This is a genomic window from Achromobacter sp. D7-1 (assembly GCF_059760445.1).
Window position 1 is genome coordinate 1 of record NZ_JCBAMT010000009.1, and the last position, 20,687, is coordinate 20,687.

Annotated in this window: 16 protein-coding genes, 2 rRNA genes and 1 other RNA gene; 17 read left to right on the forward strand and 2 right to left on the reverse strand. The window is 65.9% G+C overall.

Features of this window, described 5'->3' with window-relative positions; all coding sequences use genetic code 11:
• Nucleotides 1–3 precede the first annotated feature (3 nt).
• The 3 genes from rrf (AC6LKD_RS05915) (at nt 4) to AC6LKD_RS05925 (ending at nt 1,001) form a co-directional block, all read left to right on the forward strand.
• A 5S ribosomal RNA gene (rrf, locus tag AC6LKD_RS05915) occupies nt 4–116 on the forward strand.
• A gap of 157 nt (nt 117–273) precedes the next feature.
• Nucleotides 274–386: ribosomal RNA gene (gene rrf / locus AC6LKD_RS05920) — 5S ribosomal RNA — on the forward strand.
• Between the two features lie 249 nt (nt 387–635).
• Nucleotides 636–1,001, forward strand: a complete 366-nt coding sequence (locus AC6LKD_RS05925) for a DUF4870 family protein (protein ID WP_013391517.1) — start codon at nt 636–638, stop codon at nt 999–1,001.
• Between the two features lie 454 nt (nt 1,002–1,455).
• Here AC6LKD_RS05925 and AC6LKD_RS05930 read toward each other — a convergent pair whose 3' ends face one another.
• A complete protein-coding gene (locus AC6LKD_RS05930) occupies nt 1,456–1,734 on the reverse strand; it encodes an SWIB/MDM2 domain-containing protein (RefSeq protein WP_006217453.1) in 279 nt (92 codons plus the stop codon).
• Between the two features lie 147 nt (nt 1,735–1,881).
• Here AC6LKD_RS05930 and AC6LKD_RS05935 point away from each other — a divergent pair, with 147 nt between their 5' ends.
• The gene (locus AC6LKD_RS05935) at nt 1,882–3,075 is read left to right on the forward strand and encodes a M20 aminoacylase family protein (RefSeq protein WP_013391518.1); all 1,194 of its coding nucleotides are present in this window, start codon (nt 1,882–1,884) and stop codon (nt 3,073–3,075) included.
• Nucleotides 3,076–3,086: 11 nt separating this feature from the next.
• Nucleotides 3,087–4,151: a dihydroorotase gene (pyrC, locus tag AC6LKD_RS05940; protein WP_498115520.1), complete on the forward strand. Its 1,065-nt coding sequence runs from the start codon at nt 3,087–3,089 to the stop codon at nt 4,149–4,151.
• Between the two features lie 104 nt (nt 4,152–4,255).
• Here pyrC and AC6LKD_RS05945 read toward each other — a convergent pair whose 3' ends face one another.
• Complete coding sequence (locus AC6LKD_RS05945; RefSeq protein ID WP_013391520.1) at nt 4,256–6,082, reverse strand: ATP-binding cassette domain-containing protein; 1,827 nt, start codon at nt 6,080–6,082, stop codon at nt 4,256–4,258.
• 133 nt (nt 6,083–6,215) lie between these two features.
• On the opposite strand from AC6LKD_RS05945, the gene rnpB reads away from it, so the two are divergent.
• The 12 genes from rnpB to AC6LKD_RS06005 all read left to right on the forward strand — a co-directional run bounded on the left by rnpB (nt 6,216) and on the right by AC6LKD_RS06005 (nt 20,675).
• Nucleotides 6,216–6,621, forward strand: an RNA gene (rnpB, locus tag AC6LKD_RS05950) — RNase P RNA component class A.
• A gap of 353 nt (nt 6,622–6,974) precedes the next feature.
• The gene (mraZ, locus tag AC6LKD_RS05955) at nt 6,975–7,403 is read left to right on the forward strand and encodes a division/cell wall cluster transcriptional repressor MraZ (RefSeq protein ID WP_192492682.1); all 429 of its coding nucleotides are present in this window, start codon (nt 6,975–6,977) and stop codon (nt 7,401–7,403) included.
• A gap of 7 nt (nt 7,404–7,410) precedes the next feature.
• Entirely contained in the window at nt 7,411–8,505 is a 1,095-nt protein-coding gene (gene rsmH / locus AC6LKD_RS05960; RefSeq protein WP_498115521.1) for a 16S rRNA (cytosine(1402)-N(4))-methyltransferase RsmH, read from the forward strand.
• Entirely contained in the window at nt 8,505–8,795 is a 291-nt protein-coding gene (gene ftsL, locus AC6LKD_RS05965; protein ID WP_207472113.1) for a cell division protein FtsL, read from the forward strand. The genes rsmH and ftsL overlap by 1 nt, the downstream gene beginning before the upstream one ends.
• Nucleotides 8,792–10,522 (forward strand): peptidoglycan D,D-transpeptidase FtsI family protein, encoded by a 1,731-nt coding sequence (locus AC6LKD_RS05970; RefSeq protein ID WP_013391523.1) that lies wholly within the window; start codon nt 8,792–8,794, stop codon nt 10,520–10,522. Before ftsL ends, AC6LKD_RS05970 begins: the two co-directional genes overlap by 4 nt.
• Nucleotides 10,519–13,374 (forward strand): bifunctional UDP-N-acetylmuramoyl-L-alanyl-D-glutamate--2,6-diaminopimelate ligase MurE/UDP-N-acetylmuramoyl-tripeptide--D-alanyl-D-alanine ligase MurF, encoded by a 2,856-nt coding sequence (gene murF, locus AC6LKD_RS05975; RefSeq protein WP_492275961.1) that lies wholly within the window; start codon nt 10,519–10,521, stop codon nt 13,372–13,374. The genes AC6LKD_RS05970 and murF overlap by 4 nt, the downstream gene beginning before the upstream one ends.
• Complete coding sequence (mraY, locus tag AC6LKD_RS05980) at nt 13,364–14,533, forward strand: phospho-N-acetylmuramoyl-pentapeptide-transferase (RefSeq protein ID WP_013391525.1); 1,170 nt, start codon at nt 13,364–13,366, stop codon at nt 14,531–14,533. Before murF ends, mraY begins: the two co-directional genes overlap by 11 nt.
• Nucleotides 14,530–16,062 (forward strand): UDP-N-acetylmuramoyl-L-alanine--D-glutamate ligase, encoded by a 1,533-nt coding sequence (gene murD / locus AC6LKD_RS05985; RefSeq protein WP_498115522.1) that lies wholly within the window; start codon nt 14,530–14,532, stop codon nt 16,060–16,062. Before mraY ends, murD begins: the two co-directional genes overlap by 4 nt.
• Entirely contained in the window at nt 16,059–17,252 is a 1,194-nt protein-coding gene (gene ftsW / locus AC6LKD_RS05990; protein ID WP_013391527.1) for a putative lipid II flippase FtsW, read from the forward strand. The genes murD and ftsW overlap by 4 nt, the downstream gene beginning before the upstream one ends.
• Nucleotides 17,249–18,325 (forward strand): undecaprenyldiphospho-muramoylpentapeptide beta-N-acetylglucosaminyltransferase, encoded by a 1,077-nt coding sequence (murG, locus tag AC6LKD_RS05995; protein ID WP_498115523.1) that lies wholly within the window; start codon nt 17,249–17,251, stop codon nt 18,323–18,325. The genes ftsW and murG overlap by 4 nt, the downstream gene beginning before the upstream one ends.
• A complete protein-coding gene (gene murC, locus AC6LKD_RS06000) occupies nt 18,322–19,728 on the forward strand; it encodes a UDP-N-acetylmuramate--L-alanine ligase (RefSeq protein WP_013391529.1) in 1,407 nt (468 codons plus the stop codon). Before murG ends, murC begins: the two co-directional genes overlap by 4 nt.
• On the forward strand, nt 19,725–20,675 hold the full coding sequence (locus tag AC6LKD_RS06005; protein ID WP_013391530.1) for a D-alanine--D-alanine ligase: 951 nt from the start codon (nt 19,725–19,727) through the stop codon (nt 20,673–20,675). Before murC ends, AC6LKD_RS06005 begins: the two co-directional genes overlap by 4 nt.
• Nucleotides 20,676–20,687 lie beyond the last annotated feature (12 nt).

The window sequence follows — 20,687 nt, forward strand, 5'->3', positions numbered from 1 at the left end:
ACGCTTGACGACCATAGCGAGTTGGTCCCACTCCTTCCCATCCCGAACAGGACAGTGAAACGACTTTGCGCCGATGATAGTGGACGGACGTCTGTGAAAGTAGGTCATCGTCAAGCTTTTATTCCGCAGAACCCCACAGGTAACCCCTGTGGGGTTTTGTCTTTGTGAGAGCCCATGGCGGCCGCCTGTCGAGACTTGCTCCAGGCGCATTCATCGGTCTCTCGACAGGATTGGAGCGTTTGCCCAGGCAGGGCCGGCACTCAAGCAGTTACGCCTGACAACCATAGCAAGGTGGTCCCACTCCTTCCCATCCCGAACAGGACAGTGAAACGCCTTTGCGCCGATGATAGTGGACGGACGTCCGTGAAAGTAGGTCATTGTCAGGCTTTGATTCCAGGAACCCCGCAGCTCGCGCTGCGGGGTTTTTTCTTTGTCGCGGGCGCTGCTGCCAGGCGTGCGCACTGTCTGACGGTGGCAGACGCGTGAGCGCGTGGCACGGGCTTTTGCTTGGTGCTTGCGCACCGTCAATCAGGCTGCAAGCCGCGCCAGCATTGAATGTGCACAAATAACAACGGCCGTGGGCGGGGTGGCTTTGTGCGGTAAGATTGACCGAGTCAATTCGTTGGAGCGTTATCGTGAGTGATCCCCAGACCCCCGTGCCCGGAACGACGTTAGACCTGCGCACGCTGACCCACGTGGCCTATGGCTTGTACGCCCTGGGCTTCCTGACGAGTGGATTCCTGGGCATCGCCACGCTGGCGGCCGTGGTGCTGATGTATCTGAAGCGCTCGGACGCCGCAGGCACCGTCTATGCCGCTCATTTTGACTGGCTGCTGCGTACTTTCTGGTGGGCCTTGCTGTGGCTGGCCATCAGCGGTATTGCGACCTTGATCTTCATCGGCTGGATCGGCTTGGCCGCGACCGTGATCTGGGTGCTGTATCGCTTGATCAAGGGCTGGCTGTCGCTGCTGGAAGGCTCCGCGCCGACCACCTACGCCTGACGGCGTGCGTTCAAGCAAAAGGCCGGCACATGCCGGCCTTTTGTTTTGTTGGGCTTGCACCACGGCTGCGCGCCTATCGTGCGCGTGCGTGCAGCAGCGAACAAGAGACAGGCGCGCGGTTCAGGACCTTGCGTGAGCCTGCAGGCGCAGGAGCTTGCCCGTGCATGGCGCCGCGCATGTGGATGCTCGTGACGCCGCCGAGCCTGGGGTTGTTCGTGCAGCTACCAGCCGCTAGATGCGAGCTTGCAAGAAGCGCTACCAACTGCCTGAAGAGGCGCGCCAGGCTTGGCTTTCGGGGAATGCTGGTGTGGGGAATCGGGCCATGTCGGTGAGGTGGCGGCGTGGCTGTCGCGATGCTTGAAAGCTGCGCTGGGGAGGCGAGCTCGCCCAGGAATGAACCGGGGCGTCGCGACGATATGTAGGCAGGGACGTACGGGGTACGCCCTTTGCCTGCTTACTTCAGATGTGCGTTGACCAGCTTGGTCAGTTCGAACATCGTGACCTGATCTTTGCCGAAGATCGGGCGCAGCTTGGCATCGGCGTTGATGTTGCGCTTGTTGCTGGCATCTTGCAGGTTGTGCTTCTTGATGTATTCCCAGATCTTTTTGGTGACCTCGGTACGCGGCACGGCTTCCGAGCCGATGACAGCAGCCAGTTCGGCGCTGGGGGTCAGGGGCTTCATGAATGCAGCGTTCGGCTTGCGCGCGGTCGCGGGTTTGGAGGTTGTGGCCATAATGCGGCGCTCCTTCTCTGGCTGTTGGAAAAATTGTCCTGCGGCCGGAGCATAACGTGTCTCTCCCGTAAAGACAAAGGCATTTATCCTCTGTAGCAACTAAAATGCACGGACTGTCCTCCCTACATCGTCATTCTGTAACCTCCTATGTACGCACGATCTCCTTTGGAATCAATTCGCCTTTTTCATGACGAATTGACGGCGCTGCGGCGCGATTTGCACGCGCACCCCGAACTGGGCTTCGAGGAGGTACGGACTTCCGGCATCGTGGCCGGCGCGCTGGAGGCGCTGGGGATCGAGGTGCATCGCGGCATCGGCAAGACTGGCGTGGTGGGTGTCATCCGCGGCAAACGCTGCGACAGCGGGCGCATGATAGGCCTGCGCGCCGACATGGATGCCTTGCCCATGACCGAGGACAACGACTTCGGCCACAAGTCGACCAAGCCCGGTCTGATGCACGGCTGCGGCCACGACGGCCACACCGCGGTGCTTATTGGCGCGGCCAAGTACCTGTCGCAGACGCGCAATTTCGACGGAACGGCAGTGCTGATTTTCCAGCCCGCCGAAGAGGGCCGCGGCGGCGCGCGCGCCATGCTGGAAGACGGACTGTTCGATACCTTTCCGTGCGATGCGATCTATGCGCTGCACAACTGGCCGGGCTTGAAGCCGGGCACGATAGGCATCAATCCCGGGCCGATGATGGCCGCGGCGGATCGCTTCGAGATCCTGATCACCGGGCGCGGCGGCCACGGCGCGCATCCTTACCAGACTATCGATCCCGTCACGATCGCCGGGCAGATCATCACGGCCTTGCAGACCATCGTGTCGCGCAACGTGAATCCGCTGGATTCGGCGGTGGTGTCCATTGGATCCTTGCAGGCGGGCCATCCCGGCGCGATGAGCGTGATTCCGCGCGAAGCGCGGATGGTGGGCACGGTGCGCACCTTCCGCAAATCCGTCCAGGAAATGGTGGAGAGCCGCATGCGCGAACTGGTGTCAGCTATCGCGAGCGCCTTCGGCGGCAGCGCCGAGGTGACTTACGAACGGATCTATCCGGCGACCTTGAACACGCCGCAGCATGCCAATCTGGTGGCCGACATCGCCACCGAGATGATAGGCAAGGAGAACGTCGTGCGCGATCTGACGCCATCGATGGGCTCCGAGGATTTCTCTTTCATGTTGCAGAGCAAGCCTGGCGCATACTTCCGGCTGGGCCAGGGCGGAGCCGATTCCGGCTGCGTGCTGCACAACTCGCATTTCGATTTCAACGATGCCGTCATTCCCTTGGGCAGCGCGATGTTCAGCGCGCTGGCCGAACGGGGCATGCCGCTGGCAGATTAAGAAGCCTAACCATGTCTACTCAAAATACGACTCAGCTCACCATTACTCGCCCGGACGACTGGCATCTGCACCTGCGCGACGGCGCTGCCCTGGAGGCCGTGGTGGCGGACAGCGCGCGCCAGTTCGCGCGGGCCATCATCATGCCCAACCTGAAGCCGCCGGTCACGACCACCGAGCAGGCGCTGGCCTATCGCGACCGCATCCTGGAGGCCTTGAAGAAGGCGGGTGGCAACCCCGACGCCTTCACGCCGCTGATGACGCTGTACCTGACCGACAACACCACGTCGGAAGAGATCTTCCGCGCTTACGAGTCGGGCCAGGTCTACGCCGTGAAGCTCTATCCCGCAGGCGCCACCACCAACTCGGACGCCGGCGTGACCGATCTGCTGGGCAAGTGCGCCAAGGCGCTGGAAGCGCTTGAAAAATGCGGCATGCCGTTGTTGGTGCATGGCGAGGTCACGGACCCGTCGATCGACCTGTTTGACCGTGAGGCGATCTTCGTCGAGCGCGTGATGAAACCTCTGCGCCGCGCCTTTCCCGCCTTGAAAGTGGTGTTCGAACACATCACGACGAAAGAGGGTGCCGAGTACGTGCGAGACGCCGAAGGCCCGATTGCCGCCACTATCACGCCGCAGCACTTGCTGTACAACCGCAACGCGATTTTCCAGGGCGGGGTGCGGCCGCACTTCTACTGTCTGCCCGTCCTCAAGCGCGAAACCCACCGCCTCGCTCTGGTCGAAGCGGCCACTAGCGGGAGCCCGCGCTTTTTCCTGGGAACCGACAGCGCCCCGCATGCGCGCGGCCTGAAGGAGCATGCCTGCGGCTGCGCCGGCTGCTATACGGGCTTGCATGCCATGGAGCTGTACGCGACGGCTTTCGACGCCGTCGGCAAGCTGGACAAGCTGGAAGGTTTCGCCAGTTTCCATGGCCCGGACTTTTACGGCCTGCCGCGCAACACCGGCACGCTGACGCTGGTGCGCGAGGCCTATGTGGTGCCCGAGGAGATCCCGTTCGGCAATACGACGCTGGTTCCGCTGGCGGCAGGCGAGGCGCTGGCCTGGCGCGCACGCGGCTAGGCGGCTGCGCCGCGGCCCAGGCGGCAGGTCCGAGACGTGAAAATGCCCCCGAATTTTCGGGGGCATTTTTTACGCGCCTCTATATGTATATAGAGACAAGCTGATTACAGCGCGCCTTCGCGCCGTGCTTCCAGCAATTCCCAGCGGGCGAAGCGCTCTTCGAGTTCGCTTTCCAGCTTGGCCAGTTCGCCGTTGATGCGTTCGACCTCGGCCGGCGCGTCGCGGTACAGGCTGCCGTCGGCGAGCTTGCCGGCGAGCTCGGCCTGTTGCGCCTCGAGCGCGGCGATGGCGTCGGGCAGCCCCTCCAGTTCGCGCAGTTCCCAGGAGTTCATCTTGGAGGACTTAGGGGGTTTGGGCCGGGCTGCCTTGGCGCGCGCGGCGGCGTCATCGGCAGGCCGGGCGGCAGGGGCGGTCTCTTCGGCGGGGGCCGCCGGCGCGGGCCGCTGGGCGACCCACTCGTCGTAGCCGCCTACGTAGTCGCGCCAGCGGCCATCACCTTCGTAGGCGATGGTTTGCGTGACGACGTTGTTCAGGAAGGCGCGGTCGTGGCTGACCAGCAGCACCGTGCCTTGGTATTCCTGCAGCAACTCTTCCAGCAGTTCCAGCGTTTCGATGTCGAGATCGTTGGTGGGCTCATCCAGCACCAGCACGTTGGCGGGACGGGCGAACAGGCGCGCCAGCAGCAGGCGCGCGCGCTCGCCGCCGGACAGGCTGCGCACCGGCGAGCCGGCGCGGGCGGGCGAGAACAGGAAGTCGCCCAGGTAGCTCATGACGTGCTTGCGTGCGCCGCCGATTTCGACCCATTCGCTGCCCGGGCTGATGATGTCGACGAGCGTGGCGTTTTCATCCAGCTGCGCGCGCATCTGGTCGAAATACGCGACCGCGACATTGGTGCCCAGGCGGGTCGTACCGCTGTCCGGCTGCATTTCGCCCAGGATCAGTTTGAGCAGGGTGGTCTTGCCGGCGCCGTTGGGGCCGATGATGCCGATGCGGTCGCCGCGCAGGATGGTGGTGGAGTAGTCGTCCACCACGATCTTGTCGCCAAAGGCCTTGTTCACATGATCGAGTTCCGCGACCAGCTTACCGGAGCGTTGGCCTTCGGCAAGCGCCAGCGAGACGTCGCCGACGCGCTCGCGGCGTTCGGCGCGATCGACGCGCAGCTGTTCGAGGCGGCGCACGCGGCCCTCATTGCGGGTGCGGCGGGCTTCCACGCCCTTGCGGATCCAGATTTCTTCCTGCGCCAGCAGCTTATCGAAGCGGGCTTGTTCCAGGCGCTCGGATTCCAGCCACTGGGCCTTGCGCTCCTGCCACTGCGAGAAGTTGCCGGGGAAACTCAGCAGCCGGCCGCGGTCGAGTTCCACGATGCGGGTGGCGACGGAATCCAGGAAGCGGCGGTCGTGGGTGATGATGACCGCAGCGCCTTTCCAGGAGCGCAGCATGTCCTCCAGCCAGGCAATGCCTTCGAAGTCCAGGTGGTTGGTGGGTTCGTCCAGCAGCAGCAGATCCGGCTCATCGACCAGGGCGCGCGCCAGCGCGACCCGCTTGCGGGTGCCGCCAGACAAGCCGGCGATCTGCACGTCGGCCGGCAGGCCGAGTTTTTCGAGCACCGAGCGCACGCGCGACGGGCGTTGCCAGTCTTCATGATCGCCCTCGACATTGCAGACGACATCGAAGACGGTGGCGTTTTCGTCCAGCTCAGGTTCCTGCTCGACGGTGGCCACGCGCAGTCCGGAGCTGCGGGCGATATCGCCGTCGTCCGGCTGGGTCCTGCCGTCCAGCAGTCTCAGCAGCGAGGACTTGCCGGCGCCATTGCGGCCGATGAGGCCGATGCGCTCGCCGGCCTGGATGGCGAAATCGGCGTGATCCAGCAGCGGATGGTGGCCATAGGCCAGCTGGATGTCGGTAAGGGTGATGAGAGTAGCAAGGGCCATGTGGTGGGTAGTGTCTGCGGCGTCTGAGCGGATCAAGGCGTATTGTCGCAGGAACCCCGGAACGCCGTTTGGGCGGCCCGTGCGGCGGCGTCTTCGGGGACAGGGCCGCCGGGTGTAATAGAATACGCACCGCAAGGCGGGTCGGACGATCGTGGTGGATGCGAATCCATCGAGGAAGGTCCGGACTCCACAGGGCAGGGTAACGGCTAACGGCCGTCCGGCCGCGTCTTCGGGCGCGGTTGAGGAATAGGGCCACAGAGACGAGTCTGCGGGGTGGGCGCGCATCGCGCGCACAGATACGGCCATCTCCGTATCGCGCCGTCCGGCAACGGGCGGCGGCATCGCAGGGTGAAACGCGGCAACCTCTACCCGGAGCAACATCAAATAGGCATGCGTGCGGTCTTCGGATCGCGAAGGGCGGCTCCGTCCGAGCATGCGGGTAGATGGCTAGAGCGGCTCAGCAATGATCCGCGCAGAGGAATGATCGTCCGCCAGGGAAACCTGGTGTACAGAATCCGGCCTATAGACCCGTCTTGCAACTCATTCTCAACGCGAGCGAGGTTCGAACCGGAGCCTGGCATCGCGTGGGCCGGGTCGGCCACTTTTTCGATCGTCACAATCCCGGAGTCCGGCGGAAAGCCTCGCCAATCGGAGCAATCGACCGATCGTAAAACAATGCAAAGCCATTGTTAGCTGCCACTTCTGAAGAAGGACTTTTAGATAGTGCCGCAACCTCCTGATTTATTGGGAGGTTTTTCTTTTTGCGGATTTACATATTGATCTAAGTCCTTGTTGTGATTGAAAAAATTGCAACCACGCGCTTGACCGCCCTGATCCCATACCGTAGAGTGGGAAATAGTAGGAAATTGTGCAATTAAGTGGGGTAAAAGTGGTGTTTCAGGGAAGCAGCGCGCTCACGCTGGATGCCAAGGGACGGATCTCGATTCCGACCCGGCATCGTGACGCGCTCATGTCGCAGGCCGATGGCCGGCTAACCCTGACACGCCACCCTGACGGCTGCTTGCTGGTCTACCCGCGGCCGGAGTGGGAAAAGAAGCGCGAGCAGATTGCCGCCTTTCCCATGACGGCGCGCGCGTTGCAGCGGCTGTTGCTGGGCAACGCTCAGGACGTGGAACTGGACGGCTCCGGCCGGGTCCTGATCGCTCCTGAACTGCGCAACGCTTCCGGTATGACGCGCGATGTGATGCTGCTCGGTCTGGGCGCGCACTTCGAGCTGTGGGACGCCGCTATCCTGGCCAGCCGCGAGGCTGAGGACCTGGCCAAGGGTATGCCGGATGTGTTGAATCAGTTTTCGTTCTGAAAAAGTTATGGAATTCGAACATCGGCCCGTTCTGCTGGAGCCGACGGTGGACGCGTTATTGCTGCCCGACTTCGGCGGCAAGGGCGCGGCACGGTCGCATCAGCAGGCCGGGCCGGCTGCGGCTACGCGAGCGGAGGACGGCGTCTTCGTCGACGGCACCTTCGGGCGTGGCGGGCACAGCCGCGAACTTTTGGGCCGTCTGGGCAAGGCTGCCAGGCTGGTGGTGTTCGACAAGGACCCGGAGGCGATCGCCGTAGCCAATGCGTTGGCGGCAGCGGACCCGAGGGTCACTGTGGTGCATGGCGGCTTTGCCACCATGGCCGAAGAATTGGAGCAGCTCGGCATCGGCAAGGTCGATGGCGTGATGCTGGATCTGGGCGTTTCCTCGCCTCAGATCGACGATGCCGAGCGCGGTTTCTCGTTCATGCGAGACGGCCCGCTCGATATGCGGATGGACACCACTCGTGGTCCCACGGTGGCGGATTGGCTGGCGCAAGCCAGTGTGGATGAGATGCGGGAGGTCATAGCGGATTATGGCGAAGAACGGTTTGCTTTTCAGGTTGCAAAGGCGATTGCTGCTCGCCGCGCAACAAGGCCGCTGCGCACCACGCTCGAACTTGCCGAGTGCGTCGCCAGCGCCGTCCGCACGCGCGAAAAGGGGCAGCATCCGGCCACACGCACCTTTCAAGCTCTACGGATTTACATCAATCGGGAACTCGAAGAGCTCGCGCGCACCCTCGCGGCAGCTCTAGACCTGCTCGCCCCGGGAGGGAGGTTGGCGGTGATCAGCTTTCATTCGCTTGAAGACCGCATGGTCAAGCAGTGCATCGCGGCGGCGGCTCGTCCGGCTGCCGCGCATGCGCGCCTGCCCCTGCGGGAAAGCGAAATGCCGCAGCCGGTCCTGCGTTCCCTGGGGCGCGTGCTGGCCGAAGACGATGAGGTCTCGGCCAACGCCCGTGCCCGCTCCGCCGTCCTGCGCGTTGCCGAACGCACCGAAACGCCGCTGCCCGCCGAGGGCGGCTTTGCGTTCGTGAAGATCGGCTCGCTGCCGGGCAGCGATCTGGCTCCTGCGCCGCGCCGCGGCAAGGGGGGGCGTCGCTAATGGGTCGCGTCAACCTGATCGTTGCGGCTTTACTGATGCTGTCGGCCATTTCCCTGGTCACCAGCCGGTATCAGTCGCGCCAGCTCTTTATCGAGCTGGGCCGCGATCAGGCGCACGCACGCGACCTCGAAACCAGTTGGCGGCGTCTGCAGCTGGACCGCGCCGAACTCGCCCGCAACGCGCGGGTGGACGCGATTGCGCGTGACGGCCTGAAGATGATTTCCATCGTTCCGGACCGCACGCTGTACATGAATCAGGCGCCTGTCTCCGCCAGCGGAGGCGCGCAATGAAACGCGTCCCCTTCTTCGACAACCCCGTGCTGCGCGGGCAATTGCCCACGTGGCGCGCGCGCCTGGTGCTGATCCTGCTGTTCGGCGGGTTCACCGTGCTGGCCGGCCGCGCGCTGTTCCTGCAGGGGCTGTCCACCGAATTCCTGCAGCAGCAGGGCGAGCGGCGCTATGAGCGCACGCTGACCCTGGCCGCCACGCGCGGCAAGATCATGGACCGCAATGGCGCGGTGCTGGCCTCCAGCGTGCCGGCGCGCGCCATCTGGGCGATTCCCGAAGACGCCAAGCAGGCCACCCCGGCGCAGATGGATACTTTGGCGAAGCTGCTGGAAACGCCCTTGGCCGATCTGCGCCACCGCCTGGTCGACGAAGACAAGAACTTCGTCTACCTGAAGCGCCAGGTCTCGATGGACGTGGCCGACAAGATCAAGCAATTGGGCATGCCGGGCGTGCACCAGCAGCCGGAGACCCGCCGCTATTACCCGGACGGCGACGTGATGGCCCACGTGGTGGGTTTCAACAGCGTCGAGGACCAGGGGCAGGAAGGCGTCGAACTGACGTTCAATCAGCAGTTGTCGGGTCGTCCGGGCAGCCGCCGCGTCATCAAGGACCGGCTGGGCCGCGTGATCGAGGACGTGCAGGCCGTGACCCTGCCAGTGGATGGCCGCGACCTGCGCCTGTCCATCGACACGCGCTTGCAGTACCTGGTGTTCAAGGCTCTGAAGGACGCCATGGACAAGCACCAGGCCAAGGGCGCGACCGCCGTGGTGGTGGACGTGCACACGGGCGAGATCCTGGCCCTGGCCAACGTGCCTACCTTCGATCCGAACAAGCGCGAAACCTTTCATGGTTCCAAGCTGCGCAACCAGGCCATTACCGACACGTTCGAACCTGGCTCGATCATGAAGCCCTTCACCGCCGCGCTGGCGCTGGACCTGGGTCGCATCAGCACCAAGACGCTGTTTGAAACCGGCAATGGCCGCTTCCAATACCAAGGCAGCACGATCAGTGACGTGAGCCGCAACGGCACGCTGGACGTGGCCGGCGTACTGCGCAAGTCCAGCAACATCGGCATGACCATGATCTCCGAGAAGCTGGAATCCCGCGAGATGTGGGACCGCTTCACCGAATTGGGCCTGGGCCAGGCGCCCCAGGTGGGATTTCCCGGCGCGGCGCCCGGCCGCCTGCGCCCCTGGGACCGCTGGCGCCTGATCGAAAAGGCCACGATGGCCTACGGCTACGGCCTGTCGGTGTCGCTGCTGCAGGTGGCGCGCGCCTATACCGTTTTCGCCCGCAATGGCGACATGGTGTCGCTGACGCTGGTCAAGCGCGACAGCGACCCTACCAGCGTCAAGATCTATACGCCCAAGACCACCGAAATGGTGCGCGGCATGCTGGAAGCCGCCGCTGGTCCTGAAGGCACCAAGGCTGCCCAGGTGCAGGGCTATCGCGTGGCCGGCAAGAGCGGCACGGCGCGCAAGATCGTCGACGGCAAGTACAGCATGCAGCGCTATCGGAGCTCCTACGTGGGCTTCGCTCCGGTGTCGGATCCGAAGATCGTCGTGGCCGTGTCCATCGACGAGCCGACGGTTGGCGGCTATTACGGCGGCGCTATCGCCGCGCCCGTGTTCTCCCAGATCGTGGGGGGGAGCTTGCGGCTGATGGGGGTGCGCCCGGACGCGCCCTTCGAATCCACAATTGTTGCTGGTCTTAAGGAGCCAGGCAGATGAGCGCCAAAGGCTTCCTCTTCAACCCTGTCGCCACGGTTGCCGAAACCGTGGCGTGGTTGCATTCGCGCGTGTCGTTGACCGCGCACCTCAAGCTGGACTCCCGCGATATCGAGCCGGGCGATGTTTTCGTCGCCTGCCCGGGTCTGTCCAGCGACGGACGTCTCTATATAGAGAAGGCGTTGGCGCTGGGCGCCAGCGCGGTGTTGTTCGAAGCCCCCGCCAACGATGCCGTCGCGGCCGTGGCGGACCAGGCCCCGATGCTGCCGGTGACCGGCCTGCGCGCCCTGCTGGGCGAGTTGGCCGACACCTGGTATGGCCGGCCCTCGGCCGAGCTGGCGGTGGTGGCGGTGACTGGCACCAACGGCAAGACCTCATCGGTGCAGTGGATCGCCCACGCGCTGAGCCGCAATGACAAGCCTTGCGGCACCATCGGCACCCTGGGCGCCGTGCTGCCCGACGGGCGCACGCTGGGCGGCGACCTGACCACGCCTGACGTGCTGACCGTGCATCGCACGCTGGCCGCCATGCGCGACGCCGGCGCCAAGGCCGTGGCGATGGAGGCATCCTCCATCGGCATCGAGCAGGGCCGGATGGACGGCGTGCGCGTTGCGCTGGCCGCCTTCACCAATCTGACCCGCGACCATCTCGATTATCACGGCACCATGGAGCGGTACGAGGCCGCCAAGGCGCGCCTGTTCCGTTGGCCGGGGCTGACCGCCGCCGTGATCAACGCCGACGACGAAGCCGGACGCCGCTTGATCGCCGGTCTGCCCGCGGGCATGGCGATGGGCTACAGCCTGAGCGCCGACCCGGAGATTCCCGCCGGCATGCGCGCGCGCGATCTCCAGGCCACTGCCCAGGGCCAGATCTTCACGTTGGTGTCGCCGCATGGCGAGGCCCAGATCGTGACCCGCCTGCTGGGCGCGCACAACGTGTCGAACCTGCTGTTGGTGGCGGGTGTGCTGTATCAACTGGGCCTGCCGTTTGCGCAGATCGCGCGCGAACTGGCCGCGACGGATCCCGTCGACGGCCGCCTGCAGACCGTCGAGCCGGTGGCGCACAGCACCCAGGCCGCCACGGGCCGCGGCGCGCTGGTGGTGGTGGACTATGCACATACGCCCGACGCGCTGGCGCGGGCGCTGTCCGCCCTGCGCGCCGTCGCGACCGCACGCTCGGGCCGCCTGATCTGCCTGTTCGGTTGCGGCGGCGAGCGTGATCCGGGCAAGCGTCCCGAGATGGGCCGTATCGCCGCGGACCTGGCCGACCACGTGGTCGTATCCAGCGACAACCCGCGTACCGAATCGCCCGAAGCCATCGTCGAACAGATCCTGGCCGGCATTCCCGACAGCGTGCGCCCCGACGTGCAGGTGGACCGCGCGCGCGCCATCATGCAGACCATCTGGGCGGCAGCACCCGATGACGTGGTGCTGCTGGCGGGCAAGGGACATGAAACCTATCAGGACATCGGAGGCGAGAAGCTGCCCTTCGATGACCGCGAATGGGCGCGGCTGGCGCTGCTGGTGCCGCAGGTCAAGGGCGTGTCCACCGACACGCGTCGCATCGGCCAGGGCGAACTGTTCGTGGCGCTGGTGGGCGAGAACTTCGACGCTCACAACTATCTGGACCAGGCCGAGGCGCGCGGCGCCTGCGCGGCCGTGGTGGCGCATGCCGTGCCCGATGCCAAGCTGCCGCAACTGGTGCTGGGCGACACGCGCATCGCGTTGATGCGCATCGGCGCCGCCTGGCGTGCGCAGTTCGCGTTGCCCGTGGTGGCGGTGACCGGCAGCAACGGCAAGACCACCACCAAGGAAATGATCTCGGCCATGCTGGCCGAGTGGCAGGGCGAGGCGGGCCGTCTGGCGACCGCCGGCAACCTGAACAACGACATCGGCGTGCCGCTGACTCTGCTGCGCCTGCGGCCGGAGCACCGCGCAGCCGTATTCGAGCTGGGCATGAACCACCCCGGCGAGATCGCGCAATTGGCCGCCATCGCCGCGCCCACGGTGGCGCTGGTGACCAACGCCCAGCGCGAGCACCAGGAATTCATGCACAGCGTGGAAGCCGTGGCCCATGAGAACGGCGCGGCCATCGCGGCGCTGCCCGAAGATGGCGTTGCTGTGTATCCCGGCGACGAACCCTATTCGGCGATCTGGGACGCCTTGGCCGAGCCGCGCCGGGTGCTGCGCTTCGGCCTGCAGCCCGGCCTGGACGTGTATGCCGAACAGATCCTCGCGGACGTGCACGCCACGCGGTGCCGCGTGGTCACGCCGATGGGCGTCGCCGACTTGACGCTGCCGGTGCCGGGCCTGCACAACCTGCGCAACGCGCTGGCGGCCATCGCCAGCGCGATCGCCGCGGGGGCGCCGCTGGAAGGCGCGGTGCGCGCCCTGTCCGGTTTCAGCCCGGTCGCGGGCCGCATGCAGCACAAGCATATGAGTGACGGAACGTTGCTCATCGATGACACCTACAATGCCAACCCCGACTCGGTGCGCGTGGCCGTGGACGTGCTGGCCCGCATGGCCGGCAAGCGCGTCCTGGTGCTGGGCGACATGGGCGAGGTCGGGGACAACGGCCCCGCCATGCATGTCGAGGTGGGCAATTACGCGCGCGAGCAAGGGCTCGACGCGTTCATCACGCTAGGCGAAGCCAGCCGGGCGGCCGCGGCCGCATTCGGAGTGGGGGCGCACGCCTGCGCATCGGTAGACGAAGTGGTTGCCGCCTTGCGCGGCTTGCGCGCGTCCTGCGTATTGATAAAGGGATCGCGCTTTATGCGCATGGAGCGGGTAGTGACGGCTTTTTCTACGAATGAAGGTGTGACGGCCAAGGGGCAGGGAGAGCAGAATGCTGCTTGAAATCGCCCGCATGCTGTCTGACGATGTGCGCGCGCTGGGGGTGTTCGAATACATCACCTTGCGCGCTGTGCTGGCGTGCGCAACCGCGCTTTTGATCGGCCTGGTGGCCGGTCCGCGCGTGATCCGCAAACTGACCGAGATGAAGATCGGCCAGGCCGTGCGCTCCTACGGCCCGGAAACCCATCTGGTCAAGACCGGCACGCCCACCATGGGCGGCGTGCTGATCCTTATTTCCATCGCCATCAGTACGCTGTTGTGGGCGGACTGGACCAACCGCTTCGTGTGGGTGGTGCTGCTGGTGACCTTCGGCTTCGGCTGGATCGGCTGGATGGACGATTACCGCAAGGTGGTTTATCGCGATCCTGAGGGCATGCCCGCACGGCAGAAATTCTTCTGGCAGGCGACCATCGGCATCGTGGCCGCGGTGTATCTGGCGTTCGCCGTGTCGGCGCCGGCCAATACCGAACTGTGGCCCCTGTTCAAGGCCTGGGTCGGCAGCGGCTTCACGATGCCTCTGCCGACGCGTGCCGACCTGATCGTTCCGTTCTTCAAGAGCGTGAGCTACCCGCTGGGCGTGCTGGGTTTCGTGGCGCTGACCTGGGCCGTCATCGTCGGCACCAGCAATGCCGTGAACCTGACCGACGGCCTGGACGGCCTGGCCATCATGCCCACCGTCATGGTGGGCAGCGCGCTGGGCATCTTCGCGTACGTGGTCGGCCGCGTGGACTATTCCAAGTACCTGTTATTCCCCTATATCCCGGGCGCATCGGAATTGATGGTGCTGTGCGCCGCGATCGGCGGCGCCGGCCTGGCGTTTTTGTGGTTCAACGCGTATCCGGCGCAGGTCTTCATGGGCGACGTCGGCGCGCTGGCGCTGGGCGGCGCATTGGGCACCATCGCCGTCATCGTGCGCCAGGAAATCGTGCTGTTCATCATGGGCGGCGTGTTCGTGGTCGAGACCCTTTCCGTGATGATGCAAGTGACTTGGTTCAAGTACACCAAGCGACGTTATGGAACAGGTAGACGCATTTTCCGCATGGCCCCGTTGCATCATCACTTTGAAGTGGGTGGCTGGAAAGAAACCCAGGTGGTCGTGCGTTTCTGGATCATCAGCATGATGCTGGTGCTGATTGGCCTCTCTACCCTGAAGTTGCGATGAATACGATGGAAACCTCCCGCGCAGACGCGCCGCTCGTCCTGATCCTCGGATTGGGCGAGACGGGTGTCGCCGCCGCTCGCTGGTGCGCCCGCCTGGGCGCCCGCTTGCGCGTGGCCGACACGCGCGCTGAACCGGGCGGGCTGGCCGCGCTGCGCGAAGCGCTGGCGCAAAGCGAAGTGGAATACCGGCTGGGCTGCGATCAGTCCTTCGACACGGCGCTGCTGGACGGCGTGAGCCAACTGGTGCTGAGCCCCGGCCTGGCGCCCGCTCAGCCTCCCGCGGCCGATCTGCTGCGCGAGGCCGAGGCCCGCGGCATCGAGATCGTTGGCGAAATCGAATTGTTTGCGCGCGCGCTGGCCGACCTGGCCGAAACGCGCGAGTACCGACCGCGCCTGTTGACCGTGACCGGCACCAACGGCAAGACCACCGTCACCGCGTTGACGCGTCAACTGATCGAGGCCAGCGGCCTGTCGGTCGTGGCGGCGGGCAACATCAGCCCCGCGGCGCTGGCCGCGCTGATGGATGCGCTGGATGCGGAATCGCTGCCACAAGTCTGGGTGCTGGAGTTGTCCAGTTTCCAGCTGGAAACCACGCGCTCGCTGATGGCCGACGCTGGCGTCGTGCTGAACGTCACGCAGGATCACCTGGACTGGCATGGCAGCATGGAAGCCTACGCCCAGGCCAAGGCCCGTCTGCTGAAGATGGCGCGCGTGGCCATCGTCAACCGCGACGATCCCTATACCGTGGACATGGTCGCCACCCTGAACGCACTGAACGTGCGCAGCTTCGGCCGCGACGTGCCGGAGCTGGTCGGCGACATGGGCCTGGAACTGGGCCAGGGTGTGGCCTGGCTGGTGGCCTGCGAACCGAACGATTTCGATGAGCCCGCGCCGCCGGTGCGTCGCAAGAAGGACGCGCCTGAACCTGTGCGCGCCAAGGGCCGCATGAGCCGCCTGATGCCGGTGGACGCCTTGCGCATCCGCGGCATCCACAATGCCCTGAACGCGCTGGCCGCGTTGCAACTGGCCCGTTGCCTGGACCTGGGCTGGGGCGCGATGTTGCGCGCGCTGCGCGAATACGCCGGCGAACCGCATCGCGCGGCCTTTGTGCGCACGATCGGTGGCGTCGACTACATCAATGACAGCAAGGGCACCAACGTGGGCGCCACTGTCGCCGCGCTGGAGGGCCTGGGCCAGCAGGTCGTGCTGATCGCCGGCGGCCAGGGCAAGGGCCAGGATTTCGCGCCGCTGATTCCGGGGGTGACGCAGCATGCGCGCGCCGTGATGCTGATCGGCCAGGACGGTCCCGAGATCGGCCGCGTGCTGGCGTCGACCGGGGTGCAGTGCGTCATGGCTGAAACGTTGCGCGACGCGGTGCGCGGCGCCGCCGAACTGGCCCAGCCCGGCGATGCCGTGCTGCTGTCGCCCGCCTGCGCCAGCCTGGACATGTTCCGCAACTATCCGCATCGCGGACAGGTGTTCGTGGAAGAGGTCGAAGACCTGGCCCGCGACCGTGGAGAGGTCGCATGAGCCTGATCGCCGATCTCACCGCCAGCGTCAACGCCGTACGGCCCGGCCGTACCCGCATGCGCAATTTCGATCTGCCGCTGGTCATCGCGGCATCGACCTTGCTGCTGCTCGGCCTGCTGATGGTGTATTCGGCATCGATCGCGCTGGCCGACGGCCCGCGCTACGCGTCCTATGGCCGCTACTACTTCGTGATCCGCCACGGCCTGTTCATCAGTGCCGGGCTGCTTGCCGCCGCCGTGGTGCTGGCGGTGCCGATCCGTGTGTGGCAGCGTCTGGCCGTGCCCCTGTTCGTGGTCGCCAACGTGCTGCTGGTGGCTGTGCTGATTCCCGGCATCGGCCGCGAAGTCAACGGCGCGCACCGCTGGATTCCGCTGGGTCCGCTCAACTTCCAGCCTTCCGAGCTGATGAAGCTGGCCGCGCTGCTCTACGCCGCCGATTACACCGTGCGCAAGCAAGAACATATGCAGGCGTTCGCGCGGGGCTTCCTGCCCATGGCGTTCGCGCTGGCCGGCGTCGGCATGCTGCTGCTGCTCGAGCCCGACCTGGGCGCCTTCATGGTGATCGTGGCGATCGCCATCGGCATCCTGTTCCTGGGCGGCATCAACGGCAAGTACTTCAGCAGCCTGCTGGCGGTGCTGGTCAGCACGTTTCTGATGCTGATCTGGCTGTCGCCGTGGCGCCGCGCACGCCTGTTCGCCTACCTGGATCCCTGGAACGAAGACAATGCCTACGGCAGCGCCTACCAGTTGTCGCATTCGCTGATTGCCCTGGGCCGCGGCGAATGGCTGGGCGTGGGCCTGGGCGCCAGCGTCGAAAAGTTGCACTACCTGCCGGAAGCGCACACCGACTTCCTGATGGCGGTGGTGGGCGAGGAACTGGGCTTTGCCGGCGTGATGCTGGTCATCACCCTGTTCGCCATCATCGTCTACCGCGGATTCGACATCGGCCGCCAGGCCATCGCCATGGAACGCACCTTCGCGGGCCTGGTGGCGCATGGCGTGGCGATGTGGTTCGGGGTGCAGGCCTTCATCAATATGGGTGTCTGCCTGGGCCTGCTGCCCACCAAGGGCCTGACCCTGCCCCTGATGAGCTACGGTGGTTCGGGCGTGGTGATGAACCTGTGCGCCCTGGCCATGTTGATCCGGGTCGACGTGGAAAACCGCATCATGATGCGTGGGGGGCGGGTATGACGGCCTCGCGCACCATCCTGATCATGGCCGGCGGCACCGGCGGCCACATCATGCCGGGCCTGGCGGTGGCCGATGTGCTGCGCGAGCGCGGCTGGCGCGTGCTGTGGCTGGGCAATCCCGAAAAGATGGAAGGCCGGCTGGTGCCGCCGCGCGGCATCGAGCTGGTTCCGTTGCGCTTCCAGGGCGTGCGCGGCAAGGGCGCCTCGGCGCTTCTGAAGCTGCCGTTCCTGCTGCTGCGCGCGTTCGGGCAAGCCTGGTCGCGTTTGTCCGACGTGCGGCCCGACGTGGTGCTGGGCATGGGCGGCTACGTGGCTTTCCCGGGTGGCGTCATCGCGGCGCTGCGCGGCACGCCGCTGGTCGTGCATGAACAGAATGCCGTCGCAGGCACCGCGAACAAATGGCTGGCCCGGATGGCCCGCCGCGTGCTCAGCGGCTTTCCCGGCGTATTGCCCAAGGGCGAGGCCATGGGCAATCCGGTGCGCGCGGACCTGTGCGCGCTGCCGGACCCGACGGCGCGTTACGCCGGCCGCAGCGGTCCGCTGCGGGTGCTGATCGTGGGCGGCAGCCTGGGCGCCCAGGCGCTGAACACGACTTTGCCGCAGGCGTTGGCGCGCCTGCCGCAGGAAAGCCGGCCGGTGGTGGTGCATCAGGCTGGCGAACAACATTTGCCCGCGCTGCAGCAGGCCTACGCCCAGGAGGGCGTGGAAGCCGACTGCCGCGCATTCATCGATGACATGGCGGGCGCCATGGGCGATGCCGACCTGCTGATCTGCCGCGCGGGCGCCATGACGGTGTCCGAAGTGGCCGCGGCAGGCGTGGCGGCCTTGTTCGTGCCGTTCCCGCATGCCATCGACGACCACCAGACCGCCAACGCGCGCTTCCTGAGCGATGCGCAGGCCGCCTGGCTGCAGCCGCAGACCGGCCTGACGCCCGAATGGCTGGCGCAGTGGCTGGGCCAGCGCTCCCGACAAGAACTCCAAGCCGTGGCCGAACGGGCCCGCGCGCATGCGCGTCCCGAAGCCGCGGCTCATATCGCCGACGTCTGTGAACAAGCAGCGGGGCGTTCATCATGAAACACAGAATTCAACACATCCATTTCGTAGGCATAGGCGGCTCGGGCATGAGCGGCATTGCCGAGGTGCTGCTCAACCTGGGCTACACCATCAGCGGTTCCGACCTGAACGAGTCGGCGGTGACGCGCCGCCTGGCCGGCCTGGGCATGAAGATCGCGATCGGCCACGTGGCCAGCAACGTCACCGGCGCCGCCGCCATCGTCACGTCCACGGCAGTGGCGGGCGACAACCCCGAAGTGATCGCCGCCCGCGCGGCGCGCATTCCGGTGGTGCCGCGCGCCCTCATGCTGGCCGAGCTGATGCGCCTGAAGCGCGGCATCGCCGTTGCCGGCACGCATGGCAAGACGACCACGACCAGCCTGGTGGCCAGCGTGCTCGCCGCCGGCGACCTGGATCCGACCTTCGTGATCGGCGGCCGCCTGAATTCCGCGGGCGCAAATGCGCGCCTGGGGCAGGGCGACTACATCGTGGTCGAAGCCGACGAATCCGACGCCTCGTTCCTGAATCTGCTGCCGGTGATGGCCATCGTGACCAACATCGACGCCGATCACATGGACACCTACGGGCACGACGTGGCGCGCCTGAAGAGCGCCTTCATCGAGTTCACGCAGCGCCTGCCGTTCTACGGCAGCGCCGTGCTGTGCTCGGACGACGCCAATGTGCGTGAAATCATGCCCTTCGTGTCGCGGCCGATCACGACCTATGGCCTGAACGAAGAGGCGCAGGTGCGCGCCTACGAAGTGCAGCCGGCGGGCACGCGCATGCGCTTCAACGTGCAGCGCACGCATCGCGACACCCTGTTGCCGCCGCTGCAGGTCGAACTGAACCTGCCGGGCCTGCACAACGTGCGCAACGCGCTGGCCGCGATCGCCGTGGCGACCGAGCTGGGCGTGGCCGACGAGGCCATCTGCGAGGCATTGTCTTCCTTCCACGGCGTGGGCCGTCGTTTCACGCAAACGGGCGATTTCCCCGTGCCGGCCAACCATGGCGGCGGCACCTTCACGGTGATCGACGACTACGGCCATCACCCGGTGGAAATGGCTGCCACGCTGGCCGCCGCGCGCGGCGCCTGGCCCGACCGCCGCATCGTGCTGGCGTTCCAGCCGCATCGCTACACCCGGACTCGGGATTGTTTTGAAGACTTCGTGCGCGTGCTGGGCACCGCCGATGCCGTGCTGCTGACCGAGGTCTACGCCGCGGGCGAACCGCCTTTGGTGGCGGCGGACGGCCGGGCCTTGTCGCGCGCCTTGCGCGTGGCCGGCAAGGTCGAGCCGGTGTTCGTCGAGGACGTGGCGGAGCTGCCGCAGGCCGTGGTCGATTTCGTGCGCGACGGCGACGTGGTGATTGTTATGGGAGCGGGTTCGATCAGCAAGGTCCCCGCCCAAGTTGGAGAACTGGCATGAGCACGCAATTCGGCAAAGTGGGTGTGTTGTACGGCGGGCGCTCCGCCGAACGCGAAGTGTCCTTGATGTCGGGCGCGGGCGTGCACCAGGCGCTGCTCAGCGCCGGCGTGGACGCGCACCTGTTCGACACGGGCGAGCGCAGCCTGTCCGAGCTGGCCGCCCAAGGCTTCGACCGCGTGTTCATCGCTTTGCACGGCCGCTATGGCGAAGACGGCACCATCCAGGGGGCGCTGGAACTGCTGGGCATCCCCTACACCGGCAGCGGCCCGCTGGCGTCCGCGCTCGCCATGGACAAGACCATGACCAAGCGCGTGTGGCTGCAGCACGGCCTGCCCACGCCCGACTTTGAATTGCTGGATGCCGACACCGAACTGCGCCTGGTGCCGGACCGCCTGAGCCTGCCGCTGATCATCAAGCCGCCGCACGAAGGATCGACGGTGGGCATTACCAAGGTGGTGGGTTATTCCGACATGAAGGAAGCCTACGCCGCAGCGGCCCGTTTCGACGCCGAAGTGCTGGCCGAGCAGTTCATCACCGGCCGCGAGCTGACCGTGGCGGTGCTGGGCGGCGGCAAGACCGCGCGCGCGCTGCCGGTCATCGAGATCGCCGCGCCTGGCGGCAATTACGACTACGAGCACAAGTACTTCTCCGACGACACGCAGTACTTCTGCCCGGCCACGCTGCCGCCCGAAGTGGCCGCGGAAGTCGCCGAGATCGCGGTCCAGGCTTACCAGGCGCTGGGCTGCGAAGGCTGGGGCCGCGCCGACTTCATCCTCGACCGCGACAACCGGCCGTGGCTGCTTGAAATGAATACCTCGCCTGGCATGACCAGCCATTCACTCGTTCCCATGGCCGCCAAGGCGGTGGGAATCAGCTACGCCGACCTGTGCGTGGCGATCTTGTCCGAGGCCGCGTGCAAAGTGCGCAGCCCGGCCCGTAACGCTTGACCCGGATACTCT

Excerpts from the sequence above, each read along its gene's own strand:
- AC6LKD_RS05930 (WP_006217453.1), bottom strand. The coding sequence starts at position 1,734 with ATGGCCACAACCTCCAAACCCGCGACCGCGCGCAAGCCGAACGCTGCA.
- AC6LKD_RS05935 (WP_013391518.1), top strand. The coding sequence starts at position 1,882 with ATGTACGCACGATCTCCTTTGGAATCAATTCGCCTTTTTCATGACGAA.
- pyrC (WP_498115520.1), top strand. The coding sequence starts at position 3,087 with ATGTCTACTCAAAATACGACTCAGCTCACCATTACTCGCCCGGACGAC.
- AC6LKD_RS05945 (WP_013391520.1), bottom strand. The coding sequence starts at position 6,082 with ATGGCCCTTGCTACTCTCATCACCCTTACCGACATCCAGCTGGCCTAT.
- rsmH (WP_498115521.1), top strand. The coding sequence starts at position 7,411 with ATGGAATTCGAACATCGGCCCGTTCTGCTGGAGCCGACGGTGGACGCG.
- ftsL (WP_207472113.1), top strand. The coding sequence starts at position 8,505 with ATGGGTCGCGTCAACCTGATCGTTGCGGCTTTACTGATGCTGTCGGCC.
- AC6LKD_RS05970 (WP_013391523.1), top strand. The coding sequence starts at position 8,792 with ATGAAACGCGTCCCCTTCTTCGACAACCCCGTGCTGCGCGGGCAATTG.
- murF (WP_492275961.1), top strand. The coding sequence starts at position 10,519 with ATGAGCGCCAAAGGCTTCCTCTTCAACCCTGTCGCCACGGTTGCCGAA.
- mraY (WP_013391525.1), top strand. The coding sequence starts at position 13,364 with ATGCTGCTTGAAATCGCCCGCATGCTGTCTGACGATGTGCGCGCGCTG.
- murD (WP_498115522.1), top strand. The coding sequence starts at position 14,530 with ATGAATACGATGGAAACCTCCCGCGCAGACGCGCCGCTCGTCCTGATC.
- ftsW (WP_013391527.1), top strand. The coding sequence starts at position 16,059 with ATGAGCCTGATCGCCGATCTCACCGCCAGCGTCAACGCCGTACGGCCC.
- murG (WP_498115523.1), top strand. The coding sequence starts at position 17,249 with ATGACGGCCTCGCGCACCATCCTGATCATGGCCGGCGGCACCGGCGGC.
- murC (WP_013391529.1), top strand. The coding sequence starts at position 18,322 with ATGAAACACAGAATTCAACACATCCATTTCGTAGGCATAGGCGGCTCG.
- AC6LKD_RS06005 (WP_013391530.1), top strand. The coding sequence starts at position 19,725 with ATGAGCACGCAATTCGGCAAAGTGGGTGTGTTGTACGGCGGGCGCTCC.